The organism is Streptomyces montanisoli, from assembly GCF_017813245.1.
Taxonomy (GTDB): Bacteria; Actinomycetota; Actinomycetes; order Streptomycetales; family Streptomycetaceae; genus Streptomyces; species Streptomyces montanisoli.
In genome coordinates this window covers 26,203-39,731 of the sequence record NZ_JAGIQL010000051.1, presented here as the reverse complement: position 1 = coordinate 39,731, position 13,529 = coordinate 26,203, and the positions used below count along the sequence as shown (strand labels likewise).

General features: G+C 72.9%; 12 protein-coding genes. 8 read left to right on the top strand and 4 right to left on the bottom strand.

Annotated elements, in window-relative coordinates; genetic code table 11:
* The first annotated feature begins 528 nt into the window (after positions 1 to 528).
* Positions 529 to 1,665, top strand: a complete 1,137-nt coding sequence (locus JFN87_RS14975) for a winged helix DNA-binding domain-containing protein (protein WP_209340539.1) — start codon at positions 529 to 531, stop codon at positions 1,663 to 1,665.
* Positions 1,666 to 1,742: 77 nt separating this feature from the next.
* Here JFN87_RS14975 and JFN87_RS14970 read toward each other — a convergent pair whose 3' ends face one another.
* Positions 1,743 to 1,952 (bottom strand): 4-oxalocrotonate tautomerase family protein, encoded by a 210-nt coding sequence (locus tag JFN87_RS14970; RefSeq protein WP_209340538.1) that lies wholly within the window; start codon positions 1,950 to 1,952, stop codon positions 1,743 to 1,745.
* A 141-nt stretch (positions 1,953 to 2,093) separates the two neighbouring features.
* Between JFN87_RS14970 and JFN87_RS14965 the strand changes: the two genes are divergently transcribed.
* Positions 2,094 to 2,954, top strand: coding sequence for a helix-turn-helix transcriptional regulator (locus JFN87_RS14965; protein WP_209340537.1), 861 nt, complete (start codon positions 2,094 to 2,096; stop codon positions 2,952 to 2,954).
* Positions 2,955 to 2,989: 35 nt separating this feature from the next.
* Here JFN87_RS14965 and JFN87_RS14960 read toward each other — a convergent pair whose 3' ends face one another.
* The 3 genes from JFN87_RS14960 to JFN87_RS14950 are packed head-to-tail and all read right to left on the bottom strand — an operon-like array spanning position 2,990 to position 7,556.
* On the bottom strand, positions 2,990 to 4,015 hold the full coding sequence (locus JFN87_RS14960) for a hypothetical protein (RefSeq protein ID WP_245179699.1): 1,026 nt from the start codon (positions 4,013 to 4,015) through the stop codon (positions 2,990 to 2,992).
* Between the two features lie 35 nt (positions 4,016 to 4,050).
* Positions 4,051 to 6,558, bottom strand: coding sequence for an MMPL family transporter (locus JFN87_RS14955; protein ID WP_209340536.1), 2,508 nt, complete (start codon positions 6,556 to 6,558; stop codon positions 4,051 to 4,053).
* 47 nt (positions 6,559 to 6,605) lie between these two features.
* Positions 6,606 to 7,556 (bottom strand): alpha/beta fold hydrolase, encoded by a 951-nt coding sequence (locus tag JFN87_RS14950; protein ID WP_209340535.1) that lies wholly within the window; start codon positions 7,554 to 7,556, stop codon positions 6,606 to 6,608.
* Between the two features lie 176 nt (positions 7,557 to 7,732).
* Here JFN87_RS14950 and JFN87_RS14945 point away from each other — a divergent pair, with 176 nt between their 5' ends.
* From JFN87_RS14945 to JFN87_RS14920, 6 genes are all read left to right on the top strand, one after another.
* Positions 7,733 to 9,052 (top strand): sensor histidine kinase, encoded by a 1,320-nt coding sequence (locus JFN87_RS14945; protein WP_209340534.1) that lies wholly within the window; start codon positions 7,733 to 7,735, stop codon positions 9,050 to 9,052.
* On the top strand, positions 9,037 to 9,681 hold the full coding sequence (locus tag JFN87_RS14940) for a LuxR C-terminal-related transcriptional regulator (RefSeq protein ID WP_209340533.1): 645 nt from the start codon (positions 9,037 to 9,039) through the stop codon (positions 9,679 to 9,681). Before JFN87_RS14945 ends, JFN87_RS14940 begins: the two co-directional genes overlap by 16 nt.
* Before the next feature lie 202 nt (positions 9,682 to 9,883).
* Positions 9,884 to 10,885 carry an AfsA-related hotdog domain-containing protein gene (locus JFN87_RS14935; protein ID WP_209340532.1) on the top strand — a complete coding sequence of 334 codons (1,002 nt, stop codon included), beginning with the start codon at positions 9,884 to 9,886 and terminating at the stop codon, positions 10,883 to 10,885.
* Positions 10,882 to 11,904 (top strand): beta-ketoacyl-ACP synthase III, encoded by a 1,023-nt coding sequence (locus tag JFN87_RS14930; RefSeq protein ID WP_209340531.1) that lies wholly within the window; start codon positions 10,882 to 10,884, stop codon positions 11,902 to 11,904. The genes JFN87_RS14935 and JFN87_RS14930 overlap by 4 nt, the downstream gene beginning before the upstream one ends.
* 79 nt (positions 11,905 to 11,983) lie before the next feature.
* Complete coding sequence (locus tag JFN87_RS14925; RefSeq protein WP_209340530.1) at positions 11,984 to 12,223, top strand: acyl carrier protein; 240 nt, start codon at positions 11,984 to 11,986, stop codon at positions 12,221 to 12,223.
* Positions 12,220 to 13,458 carry a beta-ketoacyl-[acyl-carrier-protein] synthase family protein gene (locus tag JFN87_RS14920; protein ID WP_307865454.1) on the top strand — a complete coding sequence of 413 codons (1,239 nt, stop codon included), beginning with the start codon at positions 12,220 to 12,222 and terminating at the stop codon, positions 13,456 to 13,458. The genes JFN87_RS14925 and JFN87_RS14920 overlap by 4 nt, the downstream gene beginning before the upstream one ends.
* Positions 13,459 to 13,529 lie beyond the last annotated feature (71 nt).

Here is a 13,529-nt window from a genome sequence, read left to right as displayed (position 1 = left end):
CGCGTCCCGCTTGAACTCGGCCGTGTACCGCTTACTCGTATTGCTCTTCTTGCTCACTATCTGTGACTGCTTCCTCCGGGACCATCCGTCCCAGTATCAGGCTGTCCAGCTCACAGGGGGAACTTCACTTCGCCGTGCAGACGGGGCTTCGGCCCGAGCGGCCGCCGCTCATGGACGTGAACATCTTGGCGGCGCGCGACTCGTGTCGGCGGCCGAACGGTTGGCCTCCGCTGCGGGGTTGACCCGTCACCCTCACGGCGGTTACCGTCACTTCCCGTCACGGTTCACAGTGCAGTCCAGCGTTCACCTACATGACCCGCTCGACCCGGACGCCTGATGTGCCCCTGCGAAGGGTGCCGCACCGGGTACGTGCTGTCCGGGAGCGCATCCCACCCCCAGGGAGGCACGCACACCACGAACCCACTTCCCAGTACCGGCGGCGGCTACGCTTCCCCGCAGCGGCAGCCGCCGAGGGCTGCCACGGCCGGCAGCCACGGATGGCAGTCACGGACCCCTGGGGGAACGAACGTGCGGCAACTCGGCGCGTCTCAGGCCAGACTGCTCCGAGCGTGGTCGCAGGGCGTCGCGGGCGATCGGCGCGCGACGTCCGTGCCCGCCGTGCTGGAGCGGTGCCTGGCCGTGCAGGCGCAGGATCTGAGGGCGGCCGCTCTCGGGATCAGGGCACGCGGCTGCGGGCTGACCGAGGCGGACGTGCACCAGGCGCTCGGCGCCGAACGCACCCTGGTCCGCGGCTGGTTCATGCGGGGCACGCTGTACCTGGTGCCGGCCGGCGACGCGGGCCGGCTGCGCGAACTGCTCGCACCGCGACTGCTGCGCCGCAGCGAGCGCCGGTACCGGGAACTTCGGCTCGGGCCGGACGAGTTGGCGCTCGGCGAGCGAGTGATCACCGAGGCGCTCGCCGACGGGCCTCTGACACGGGACGAACTCGCCGCGCGAATGACCGAAGCGGGCCTCGACGCGTCCGGGCAGGTCCCGTTCCACCTCGTCCGCCGCTCGGCCCTGCTCGGTACCGCGTGTTTCGGCCCGGTACGAGAGGACGGGTCCGCCACCTACGTGCTCGCGCGCGACTGGCTGCCCGCATCCGCCGGGCCCTCGGGCGCGGACGCGGTCGGAGAACTGCTGCGCAGGTACCTGGCGGCGCACGGCCCGGCGACGACGGCCGACTTCGCCACCTGGTCGGGGCTCGGGCTGCCTGCCGTACGTTCCGCGTGGGAGCGACTGCTCAAGGGCGGCGAGCTCGAACCGTGCCGCGTCGGGGGCGTCGACCAGTACGCGCTGCCCGCCGACGCGCCGCGGTGCGAGGAGCCGACGGGCGACGTCCGGCTGCTGCCGGCCTACGACAACTACCTTGTGGGGTACGCGGACCGCCGACTGTCGGTCGAACCCGAGCACGAACACCTCGTACGGCCCGGCGGCGGCCAGATCAGCCCCACCGTCGTGGTGGACGGGCTGGTCCGCGGCGTCTGGCGCCGTGACCGGGCACGCGGTGCAGTCGTGGAGCCGTTCGACGGCGGCCTGCCCGGCGCCGGCGCGGAGGCACGCGATGCGGAGGCGCTCGACGTGGAGGCGCTCGGCGTGGAGGCGCTCGGCGCGGAGGCGCTCGACGCCGAACTGAGCGACGTCTGCCGGTTTCTCGCCGCATAACCTCCGCCCAACCGCACCGCGCTACGGTCGGCGGAACGTGCCCGGCTGCCGGCCGCACTCGCGAGGCGGGCCCGGGCTCACGCGTCGCCGTTCAGCATCGCGGCCGTCAGGACGTTGCCGCCGACGCCCCAGCCGCCGTCGGCGACCTCGTCGACCAGCACGACGGTCGTGGCGCGTGCGCGCTCGCCGTAGATCTCCGCGTACAGGTCCGTGGTGCGCTCGACGATCTTCTTCTTGTCCTCGGCGGTGACGGTGCCTGCGGGGACCTTGAAGTGGGCGAAAGGCATGAGTGCGTCTCCTCGATCGAGCGGGTGTTTCTTCCTCGCCGTCCACGATGCGCGCCGCCGGCCGGCGGAACCAGGGGATGCCATCCCCTGGGTCGGCGGACCGGCCCGCCGCAGAATGGCCGTGTGGGTGCAACAGGAGGCATGGATTCCGCGAGCCGCGCCGAGCTGGGCGCGTTCCTGCGCTCGCGGCGTGCCCGCATCCGCCCGGCCGATGTGGGGCTGCCCCACGGGCCGCGCCGCCGGGTGCCCGGGCTGCGCCGCGACGAGGTCGCTCAGCTCGCCGGGGCGTCCGTCGACTACTACAACGAACTCGAACGCGGCGCGGGCCCCCAGCCCTCCGAGCAGATGCTGGCCGCCCTGGCGCGTGCCCTGCGCCTGACCTCCGACGAGCGCGACTACCTGTACCACCTGGCGGACCGCCCGCTGCCCGCGCTGGGCGGGGCGGCCTCGCACGTCCACCCCGGCATGCTCGACCTGCTCACCCGCCTGACGTCGACGCCGGCGCAGGTCATCACCGATCTGCACGTCACCCTCGTGCAGAACGCGCCTGCGGTGGCGCTGCTCGGCGACCAGTCCGGCCTGCGCGGCGCCAGGGCCAGCTTCGTCCACCGGTGGTTCACCGAGCCCGACGCGCGGGGGCTGTACCCCGAGGCCGACCACGAACAGCAGTCCCGGGCGTTCGTCGCCGACCTGCGTGCGGCCGCCGCCAGACGGGACGCGCGGGACACCGAGGCCCGCTCGATGATCGGCTCGCTGCTCGGCGCCTCCACGGAATTCGCCGCCCTGTGGGCGGAGCACGAGGTGGCCTTCCGGCGCGACGACCGCAAACGCATCAACCACCCGGCACTCGGCCTGATCGAGGTCAACTGCCTCAACCTGTTCAGTGAGGACGGCCGGCAGCGGCTGCTGTGGTTCACCCCCGCGGTGGGCACCGACAGCGCCGGCCTCCTCGATCTGCTCGCCGTCCTCGGCACCCAGGACGTCTCCGGGCCGGGGCGCTGACGGGCCTCACCCGCGGACCGCATGGGCTCAGACCCTCACCGGCGACCGCCGCGCAGGTGCGCGCGCAGCAGGTTGGGGTCGGTCTTCGTGGTGTATGCGGCGCTGAACACGTCCAGGTCGTCGCCGTGCAGTGCGACGGACGTGGGGCCCTGCAGTCCGTCGGCGGCGTCCAGCAGTGTGGTCGCCGTGCCGTCGGGGAGGATGCGCACGACCTTGTTGGGGCCGTTGAGCGCCGCCAGGACCTGGTTGCCGCGTCCGGTGAAGGTGAAGTCGTCCAGGCCCACCAGGCCTGACGCCCTGACCTGCGGTGCTCCGGCGCGGTTGTGGGGGCCGACGGGGATGCGCAGCAGTGTGCCCCGGTCGAGGTTGGTCACCCACAGCGCGCCGTTGTGGAACTTCGCGCCGTTGACTCCGAGGAACCCGGTGGAGGAGAGCTCGGGAGCGGTGGACCATGCGGTGGGCGTGCCGCCGGTGGTGGGGACGGTCCACACCGTGCCGAGCACCGAGTCGGTGATGTAGAGCGGCTTGGTGCGCGGGTCCAGCGCCAGCCCGTTGGGCAGGCCGTCGGCGGGCAGCGCGGCGATGCGCCGCGGGGCGTGCCCTGGACGTATCCGCCACAGCCCCGTCAGGTCGGCGGTGCCCGTCGCGTACAGCACGTACAGGGTGCCGTCGCCGGTGCGGACGATGCCGGTGGTCAGGGCGAAACCGAGGACGGGCGTGTTGCCGCCGCCGTCCGCGGGCGCGGGCAGCGTCGCCAGGACACGCGTCGCGCCATGGGGGGAGATCTGGGCGACCTGGCGGGCGCCGGCGAAGGTGACGTCGGCAGTGCCGTCGGGGAGCAGGGCGACGTTCTCCGGCATCTGGCCGGCGTCCAGGTCGAAGTGGTCGGAGATCCGCACATCGGTCAGCGGCCCGCGGGCCGCCGGCGAGGCGTCGGCCGGCACGGCGGCGCCGAGGGCTGCCGCGGCGACGACAACGGCTGACGGCAGCCCGACGTCCTCGGGCCGCAGGAGGCCCCGGCGTGCCTGGAGGAAGTCGGCGAGTTGCCCGTGCTTGTTCATGGTGCCGAGTATGCGCACCCGCGGCGATCCGTACCTCACCCCGCTGGGGTGGGGATACGCGGGTCCGGCCGGCGCGGTCTCCCGGCGGGCAGCCTGTCGTTGGCGGCGCGGACCTGGCGGGGCAGGAGGAACGGGTCTGCGAGCCAGCCGAGTCCGCAGATGCCCGCTGTGCAGAGGTGGAGCAGGCCGAGGCGGTGCCTGCCGAGGTAGAAGTGGTGGGCACCGAAGAGGCCGAGGAAGAACCACCAGGCGTAGGCGGTGGTGAGCGACTTCGGGCGGGGCTGGGCGTGGGCGTTCTTCCTGTGCTCCCGGGCCGCCGGAAGCGGGCGAGGAAGCGGAAGCGGGCGCGGGCGGTCCGCCGCCGGTGTTGCCTCAACGATGGGGGCGGGGGCCTGAGCCGGCGCACCCTCGATGCTGAGCCGGGGCAGGATGCGGTCGAGCCAGGCGGGCAGCCACCAGTTGGCCCTGCCGAACAGGTGCATGAGCGCCGGGACGAGGACGGTGCGCAGGACGAAGGCGTCGATGGCCACCGCTGTGGCGAGGCCGACGCCGAATTCGGCGATCGTGCGCTGACCGCCGAAGACGAAGGCCATGAAGACGCAGACCATGATGAGGGCGGCGGCGGTGATCATGCGTCCGGTGCCGGCCTGCCCGGCGCGGACGGCGTGGTGGTTGTCCTTGGTGTGCAGCCAGTCCTCGTGCATCCGGCTGACCAGGAAGACCTGGTAGTCCATCGAGAGGCCGAAGAGGATGGCCAGCATGATCACCGGCAGGATCGACTCGACCGGGCCGGCCTTGCCCGCGCCGAGGAGTTCCGAGCCCGCGCCCCACTGGAAGACGGCGACGACGACGCCGAAGGACGCCGCGGAGGCGAGCAGGTTCATCACCGCCGCGGTCAGCGGGATGACGACACTGCGGAACGCGATCATCAGCAGCAGGCATCCGAAGGCGAGGACGATGGTGAGGAAGAGCGGGAGTTTGCCGGTCAGGACGTGGGCGAAGTCGTCGCTCGTGGCGGTGGCGCCCCCGACATGGACGTCCAGATCGGTGTTCTTCTCGGCGGCGGGGATGACGTCATGGCGCAGGTGGCCGAGCAGGTCGCTGGTGGCCTGGTCCTGGGGCGCGCCGGTGGGGACGACGTCGATGACGCCGAGTGTGGTCGCGGCGGTGATGGGGGCGGTCCGCACCGAAGCGACACCCGGGGTGTGCCGGATGGTGGCGGCGAGGCCGCCAAGCGCGGCCGCGTCGGCGGGCCCGTGCAGGGGAGTGACCAGGACCAGCGGGCCGTTGGAGCCCGGTCCGAAGCCGTCGGCGAGCAGGTCGTAGGCCTGCCGGGTGGTGGTGCCGGCTGGGTCGTTGCCGGCGTCGGCCGCACCCAGCCGCAGGGACAGGGTGGGCAGGGACAGCACGGCGATGACCAGGAGCGCCACGACGCTGAGCGCGGCCTTGCGGTGGGCGACGAAGTCGGCCCAGCGGCCCCAGAACCCGTCACCGGCGGGGTGCGCCTGCGGGCCGCCGGCGGCCAGGCGCCGGCGTTGCCGGCGGGTGATCAGGCGGCCACCGAACACACCGAGCAGGGCCGGGAGCAGGGTGACTGAGGCGAGGACAGTGAACAGCACGGTGCCGGCGGCGGCGATACCGATCCCGGTCAGAGGCGTGATGCCGAGGACGAGCATGCCGAGGAGGGCGGTGATCACGGTGCCGCCGGCGAACAGGACGGCGCGTCCTGAGGTGTTCAGGGCCCGCACCGCGGCGTCCTGCGGAGCCGACCCCTCCCGCAGGGCGCCGCGGTAGCGGGTGACGATGAACAGGGCGTAGTCGATGCCGACACCCAGGCCGATGAGGGCGGCGACGGTCGGGGCGATGGTGCCGATGGTGGTGACCCGCGAGAGCAGGCCGACGGTGATCATTCCGGTGCCGACGCCGGCGATCGCCACCAGCAGGGGCACGATCATCCCGAGCAGGGAGCCGAAGGCGACGAACAGGATGACACCCGCGGCCAGGATGCCGATGTACTCGGTGCTCGGCGTCGAGGTGCCGGTCGCGTCGGTGACCGCCACGCCGCCCAGTTCCACCCGCATATCGGGGCCGGCGACGGACTGCGCGGTGCGGATCACCCGGTCGGTGTCCGCGACGGGCACCTGGTCGCCCTGCGCGTCGAACGTCACCGTGGCGTAGGCGGTGGCCCCGTCGGGGCTGATCCGGCCGGCGCCGGCCGCACCGTACATGGACTGGACGGAGGCGACCGACGGCAGCGCGGCGACCTCGGTCAGCATCGGGGCCACCTTGCGGCGGACCGCGGGGTCACGGACCGACCCGTGCCTGGTGTGGATCACGATCTGGTCGCTGTCGCCGGCCTGCGCGGGCGTGTGGGCCCGCAACAGGCTCTGGGCCTTGGTGGACTCCATGCCGGGCAGGTCGAACGCGTTGTTGTAGCCGGAGCCGAGCATCAGGTACGGGACGGCGACCGCGACCAGGGTCGCGACCCAGAGCGTGACGACGGTGAACCGGTGCCGGAAGCACCATCGCGCGATTGCGGACATGGCAGAGCGCTCCTGGGAATCGGAGGACAGGAAGCGGGACGGGTTCGTCAGCGGGCGGTCTTCACCATGGCCGCGATCCGGGCCTCCACGAGGCCGGGGCGGTCGAGGGGGATGTCGTGGGAGCTGTGGGCCGCCGTGACGAGGGTCCGGTTGGGCGCCGCCCCGGCGAACTCGGCCTGCGCGGCGCGCCACGCCTGGGCGTCGGGCGGTGAGGTCGGGAACGGCGTCTTCGCGGAGACGATCACGGTGGCGGGGACGCTCGCGGGCCAGGAGATCCGGTGGTAGGCGCGCTGGTCCGCGACGTAGTCGGCGGCCACGGCGAGCAGTTGGCGGTCCGCCTTGGTGACGGACGTGTCCTTCTTCGCCTTGATCGCCTCGAGCTGCGCCTGGGTGGCGGCGGCGACACGGGCGATCTCGGTGTCGGTGCTGAACTGCGGGAGGCTCGCATCGACGAGTACGGCCCCCGCGAACCGGCCGGGGTCCTTACGGGCGGCATAGGTGGCGATCTCCCCGGCCTCCGAGTGGGCCACGAGGATCACGTCGTGGGTGGCGCCGAGCTTGTTCAGCCCGGCCTCCAGGTCCGAGACGGCGTTCTGGGCCTTCCACGGTCCTGGGACGGGGTCGCTGGCGCCCATCCCGGCACGGTCGTAGGTGATGATCTCGGAGCCGGTCTTCCTGGCCAGGTCGGGGACGATGTCCTTCCAGTACGAGGAGTCGTTGCCGCCGCCGGCGTCCAGGACGATCGCGGGCAGGCGCCCGGCGGTGACGTGGAAGGCCAGCTTGTGTCCGTGGTTGGTGACCATGTGCAGCCCGGACGCAGGCCGGGCCGGTGTGCTCGCGGCGGAGTGGGAGGTGGCGGGGTGTGACGCCGCGGAGTGTGACGCGGCGGCGGTGCCGTCGTGGCCGCAGCCCGCGAGGATCCCGGTGAGGGCCGCCGCCACGCCCACGGCGATCGCTGTGCGGCGTGTCCTGGTCGGGCGGTGCGTGTTGGCGGTCATGGTGGTCTCCCAGCGACTGGTGTTCTCATCGACGTGTTCGACTCTGCTGGGAGCGCCGGTCCCTGACACGGGTGGTGGAACCCCGAGTGGGGTGGGCAAAACCCCACTGTGCGCGGGGGGAGGGACCGGCAGGATGAGGGTATGACCTCGATCCGCACCACGATGACGTGCACCTCATGACCGGTCCCGCCCCCGGTGTACCCAGGCCGTCCGGCCGTGTCCCGGCCGGACGTGCCCCGCGCGCGGGTCTCGCGGTGCGCCTGGAACTGCTCGGCTGGTCGCTGGTGCTGCTGATGGCCTCGGCGGTGGCCTTCGCCCTGCTGCTGCTGTGGAGCACGGCCGCGGGTCTTGTCCTGATGGGGGCCGGGCTGCCGGTGACCCTGCTGGCGACGGTGGCGGTCCGATGGTTCGCGGATCGGCACCGCGCGTGGGCGGGCCGGTGGACGGGCGAGCCGGTCGCCGCCCCCTACCTGCCGATCCCGGAGGGCAACTGGCTGACCAGACTCGGGGTCGTCCTCAGGGATCCGGCGACGTGGCGCGACTGGCTCTGGCTCGCGGTCGACTCGGTGACCGGATGGTTCACCGCCGGCGGTTCGTTCCTGATCTCCGCGGCCGGGGTGTTCTACCTGCTGTATCCGTTGGAGTTCGCCCTGACCCCGGCGCAGGTGTTCCGTACCCCGTTCGGCCCCTACGTGCACCTGGGGAGCGTCGGGGCATCGTTCGTCATGGTCCCGCTCGGCCTGGCGCTCCTCGTCCTCTGGTACGTCAGCGCGGTGCCGCTGGCGCGGCTGAACGCGTGGGTGATCCGCTCACTGCTCGCCCCCACCGAGCAGGCGCGGCTGCGGGTTCGGGTGGCGCAGCTGGCGGCCTCGCGGGCCGAGACCGTCGACAGCCAGGCCAGTGAGCTGCGCCGCATCGAACGGGATCTGCACGACGGCGCGCAGGCACGCCTGGCGTCGCTCGGGATGAGCCTGGGGCTGGCGGAGCAGTTGCTGGCGCAGGACCCGCGGGCGGTGGCGGGCCTGCTGGCCGAGGCACGGGAATCGACCTCGGCGGCGCTGACGGAGCTGCGGGACCTGGCGCGGGGCATCCACCCGCCGGTGCTGGCCGACCGCGGACTGGACGGGGCGATCCAGGCCCTGGCACTCGGCAACCCGGTGCCCACCACGGTCGACGTCCGCGTCCCCGGGCGGCTGCCGGCCGCCGTGGAGTCGGCGGCCTACTTCGCGGTCGCCGAGGCCCTGGCCAACGCGGTCAAACACGCCCATGCCCGCCGCATCGCGATCCGGCTGGAGTACGAGCGGACCGCGGGCGGCGCGGGCCGGCTGAGTATCCTCGTCAGCGACGACGGCCGCGGCGGGGCATCCTTCGATGGCGGCACCGGGCTGCTCGGCGTCGCCCGGCGGCTGAGCGCGTTCGACGGGACCGTCGGCATCGACAGCCCGGCCGGCGGACCGACCGACGTGAGGATGTCGCTGCCATGCGAGTTGTCGTAGCCGAGGACCTGGCCCTGCTGCGCGACGGGCTGATCCGGATCCTCCAGGCCTACGGGTTCGAGGTCGTCGAGGCGGTGGACAACGGCCCGTCCCTGGCGCGGGCGCTGCGCACGCACCGGCCTGACGTGTCCGTCGTCGACGTGCGGCTGCCGCCGACGTTCACCGACGAGGGACTGCGCGCCGCGATCGACGCCCGTGCGCGGTTCCCCGGCCTCCCCGTGCTGATGCTCTCGCAGTACGTGGAGCAGCTCTACGCCCGCGAGTTGATGTCCGACCGGGCGGGCGCGGTCGGCTACCTGCTCAAGGACCGGGTGTCGGACGTCGGGCAGTTCATCGACGCGGTGCGCCGGGTCGCCGCGGGCGGGACGGTGATGGACCCGGACGTGGTCGCGTCACTGCTGGCCAGGCACGAGGACGACGAACCGCTGCGGGCACTCACCCCGCGCGAGCGCGAGGTGCTGTCGCTGATGGCCGAGGGCCGCACCAACGCCGCGATCGCGGCACGCATGTTCGTGACGGAGAAGGCCGTGTCCAAGCACAGCAACAACATCTTCGCCAAGCTCGGGCTGCGCAGGTCCGAGGAGGACAACCGGCGGGTCCTGGCGGTCCTGGCCTACCTGCAGGCCTGAACCGGCGCAGGACTTCCCGGACTTGGCCTCGGCCGGCGGGGCCTTACTCCTGCCGACAGTGAGATGAAAGGGCCGCCCGTTAGCTTCTCCTCTCGTCAGCCGCGAACGACTCCGCAGGCCGCACCCACGGTGCCGGCCGCGCGGGGACGGGGGACCGCGGCTGCCCCGGCCTGCCGGGTATTCAGAGAGGGGTTTTCCGTCGATGACGGTGTCCACGAGTGCTTTCCTTCCGGAAGCGCGCGAGTTGCGGTTCGTCCGGTCCGTCGACCGGCGGTTGCTGCACCGCCGTGCGCTGTCGGAGGTGTTTCTGACCGACACCGAGTCAGCGGGTGACAACCGCTTCCTGGCGGGCGCGCAACTGCCCTCCTCCCACGCCTACTTCACCGACCACGCCGGGCACACCGCCATCGACCCGATCCTGCTCCTCGAGTGCGCGCGGCAGGCCGAGACCTACGGCGCGCACGTCCACCTCGGGGTGGGCGACGACACCAAGTTCGTCCTGAAATCGTGGTCCATGCGGCTGCCCGGGCTGTTCGCCGCCCATGCCTGCGACCCGGCCGAGCTGACCATGGACGTGACGACGGACTGCCCCCTCGGGGCTTCGGTGCCCGCCCGCGCGGTGACGTACGACATCCGCCTGCTCGTCTCGGGCGAACCGGTCGGCGACGTCCACCTGGAGGTCGGCTACCTGTCCTCCGCCGCCTACTCCGTCGTGCGCTCGGGGAGGCGCGGCAGCGCGCCCGTCTCGTCCGACGACGTGCCCCTCACCCGGGCGACCACCGCGCCGGGCGAGGTCGGCAGGACGAACCCGGTGAACGCGCTGCTCGTCGACCCGGTACGGGACGGGGAGAGCGTCACGGCCGGGGTGCGCGTGCCGAGCGACAACGCGAGCATGTTCGACCACGCGCAGGACCACCTGCCGGGAATGGTCCTCACCGAAGCCGCACGGCAGGCGTGCCTGCTCGCCGGCTCCGAGCTCCTCGGGCACTCCCCGAACACGACCGCGGTCGCCGGATTCGGTCTCGCCTTCTCCCGGTTCGCCGAACTCGACGCACCGACGACGGTCAACGCCAGGCCGGAGGGCCGGCGCGACGACGGCACCGCCGTCCACAGGGTCTCCTTCCACCAGAGCGGCGCCGAGATCGCGGCAGGCACCATGGACACCACCGCGGTCCCCGCGTCGCACCGGCGGAGCACGCGGTGAGCGGACGTACGGCGGTGCTGTCGGGGGTCGGCGGCTGGCTGCCGCCGCGCCTGGTGACCAACGACGACCTCGCGGCGCAGCTCGACACGTCCGACGAGTGGATCACCAGCCGCACCGGGATACGGCAGCGGTTCGTGGTCACGCCCGGCCTGTCCACCTCAGGACTCGCCGTCGAGGCAGGCAGGCGCGCCCTGGCATCGGCCGGGACCGCGTCGGTTGACCTGCTGGTGCTCGCGACGACCACACCCGACCACCCCTGCCCCGCCACGGCGCCCGAGGTCGCCGCCGCGCTGGGGCTCGGCGAGATACCGGCGTTCGACGTGGGGGCCGTGTGCACGGGGTTCCTCTACGCCCTGGCGAGCGCGGCGAGCATGATCAGCGCCGGTGTCGCCGGCAGCGCGCTGGTGATCGGCGCGGACACGTTCTCCACCATCCTCGACCCCGGGGACCGCACCACCAGGGCGATCTTCGGAGACGGCGCCGGGGCCGTCGTGCTGCGCGCGGGGACAGCACGGGAGCCCGGCGCCGTGCTCGGATTCGATCTGGGCAGCGACGGCTCGCAGGCCGATCTGATCACCGTGCCCGGTGGCGGGTCCGAACACCGCTCCAACGGCCTGCCCGACGCGGAGGGCCGCTTCTTCCGGATGCAGGGGCGCTCGGTGTTCCGCAACGCGGTGACGCGCATGAGCGAGTCCTGCCGGGCTCTGACCCAGCGCGTCGGCTGGCCCGTCGAGAGCGTCGACCGGGTGGTCGCACATCAGGCGAACTCCCGGATACTGGCCGCCGTCGGCAGCGAACTCGGCCTGCCGCAGGACAGGTTGGTGGTGAACCTGGACCGGGTCGGCAACACGGTCGCCGCCTCGATACCGCTGGCGCTGACCGATGCCGTGCACTCCGGCGAGATGGCCCCCGGCGACCGGGTGCTGCTGTGCGCGTTCGGCGGCGGGCTGACCTGGGGAGCGGCGGCGCTGGAGCTTCCCCGGTTGTCCGCCGAACCGCTGCCGGCCCCGAAGCCGTGACCACCACCTCGAACATTCCGCACGTGCGCGGCGCGCGAACCCGCACGTGACCGTTGCGAAAGCGAGTGAAGGAAAGAACATGAGTGCTGCACAGGAGACGCTGGCCGGCCTGCTCGTCACGAAGCTCGGCGTGCCCGCCGAGAAGGTCGTGCCGACGGCCGCGTACAAGGATCTCGCGCTGGACTCGCTCGCGCTGATAGAGCTGACCATGCTCCTCAACAAGGAGCTGGACATCTCGCTCGGCGACGACCTCCTCCAGGGCGGGACGACCATCGGCGAGACCGTCGAACTGATCGACTCCCAGGGCGTGCGCGCGTGAACCCGTCACCCCGGGAGCACTCGGGCGTCGCGATCACGGGCCTCGGCCTCGTCACCGCCGCGGGCGCCGACGCGGCCGCTGCCTGGGCAACGGTCATGACCGGACGCTCGACCGCCACGCGCGACCCCGAACTCGCCGGGCTGGCCGTCGACTTCTCGTGCCGCGTGCCCGGCTTCGACGCGGCCGCGCTGCTGGGACCCGCCGCTGCCTGGCGGCTCGACCGCTTCACCCAGCTCGCGATCGTGGCCGCGCGCCAGGCGGTGACGGACGCCGGACTCGACCCGGAGACCTGGGACGGCACCCGGGTCGGTGTGATCGTGGGCAACTCGCTCGGCGGCACGGCTACTTGGGAACAGCAGCACCGCAGGCTGCTCGAGGACGGACCGAAGAGCGTCTCACCCCTGACGATCCCCATGGGCATGCCGAACATGGTCGCCGGATACGTGGCGATCGACGTCGGTGCCCGCGGCCCCAGCATGGTCACCGCGACCGCATGCGCGTCGGGTACGACGGCGATCGGCCTGGCCAGGGACCTGCTGCGCGGCGGCGCCTGCGACATCGTGCTGGCCGGCGGCACCGAATCGGCGCTGACCCCGGCGGCCATCACCGGGCTGCAGCGCATGGGCGGCCTCTCCGGGCGCACCGACGACCCGGCGGCCGCGTCGCGGCCGTTCGACGCGGCGCGCGACGGCTTCGTCGCCGCCGAGGGCGCGGGGATGCTCGTGCTCGAACGGCCGGAGGACGCCCGCGCGCGCGGAGCACGCCCGTACGCCCACGTGGTGGGTTTCGGCTCCTCGTCGGACGCCTACCACGCGACGGCGCCCGACCCGAGCGGCGCCGGGATGGAGCGCGCCCTGCGGGCCGCGCTGGCCGACGCGGGGATCGCGCCCGACGCCGTGGACCACGTCAACGCCCATGGCACATCGACCCCGTTGAACGACGTCACCGAGAGCCGGGTGCTGCGCCGCGTGCTCGGCGAACGCCCGCTCGTCACGTCGACGAAGGGGGTCACCGGCCACCCGCTCGCCGCGGCGGGCGCGGTCGAGGCCGGCTTCGCCGCGCTGGCACTGCGCCACTCGGTGGTACCCCCGACGGCCAACCTCACGCGGCTCGACCCCGAGATCGACATCGACGTGGTGTCGGGGGAGGCCAGGCGGGCCGAGATGGAGATCGCGGTCAGCACGTCGCTCGGCTTCGGCGGGCACAACGCGGCGCTCGTCCTCGCGGCGGCGTGACAACCACCGGCGGACACACGAAACCGGCCGGTACACGAAGCCGGCAGTCACACGAAACCGGCAGACACACG

Coding starts and splice junctions, on each gene's coding strand:
- JFN87_RS14970 (WP_209340538.1), bottom strand. CDS start 1,952: ATGCCTTTCGCCCACTTCAAGGTCCCCGCAGGCACCGTCACCGCCGAG.
- JFN87_RS14965 (WP_209340537.1), top strand. CDS start 2,094: ATGGATTCCGCGAGCCGCGCCGAGCTGGGCGCGTTCCTGCGCTCGCGG.
- JFN87_RS14960 (WP_245179699.1), bottom strand. CDS start 4,015: ATGAACAAGCACGGGCAACTCGCCGACTTCCTCCAGGCACGCCGGGGC.
- JFN87_RS14955 (WP_209340536.1), bottom strand. CDS start 6,558: ATGTCCGCAATCGCGCGATGGTGCTTCCGGCACCGGTTCACCGTCGTC.
- JFN87_RS14950 (WP_209340535.1), bottom strand. CDS start 7,556: ATGACCGCCAACACGCACCGCCCGACCAGGACACGCCGCACAGCGATC.
- JFN87_RS14945 (WP_209340534.1), top strand. CDS start 7,733: ATGACCGGTCCCGCCCCCGGTGTACCCAGGCCGTCCGGCCGTGTCCCG.
- JFN87_RS14940 (WP_209340533.1), top strand. CDS start 9,037: ATGCGAGTTGTCGTAGCCGAGGACCTGGCCCTGCTGCGCGACGGGCTG.
- JFN87_RS14935 (WP_209340532.1), top strand. CDS start 9,884: ATGACGGTGTCCACGAGTGCTTTCCTTCCGGAAGCGCGCGAGTTGCGG.
- JFN87_RS14925 (WP_209340530.1), top strand. CDS start 11,984: ATGAGTGCTGCACAGGAGACGCTGGCCGGCCTGCTCGTCACGAAGCTC.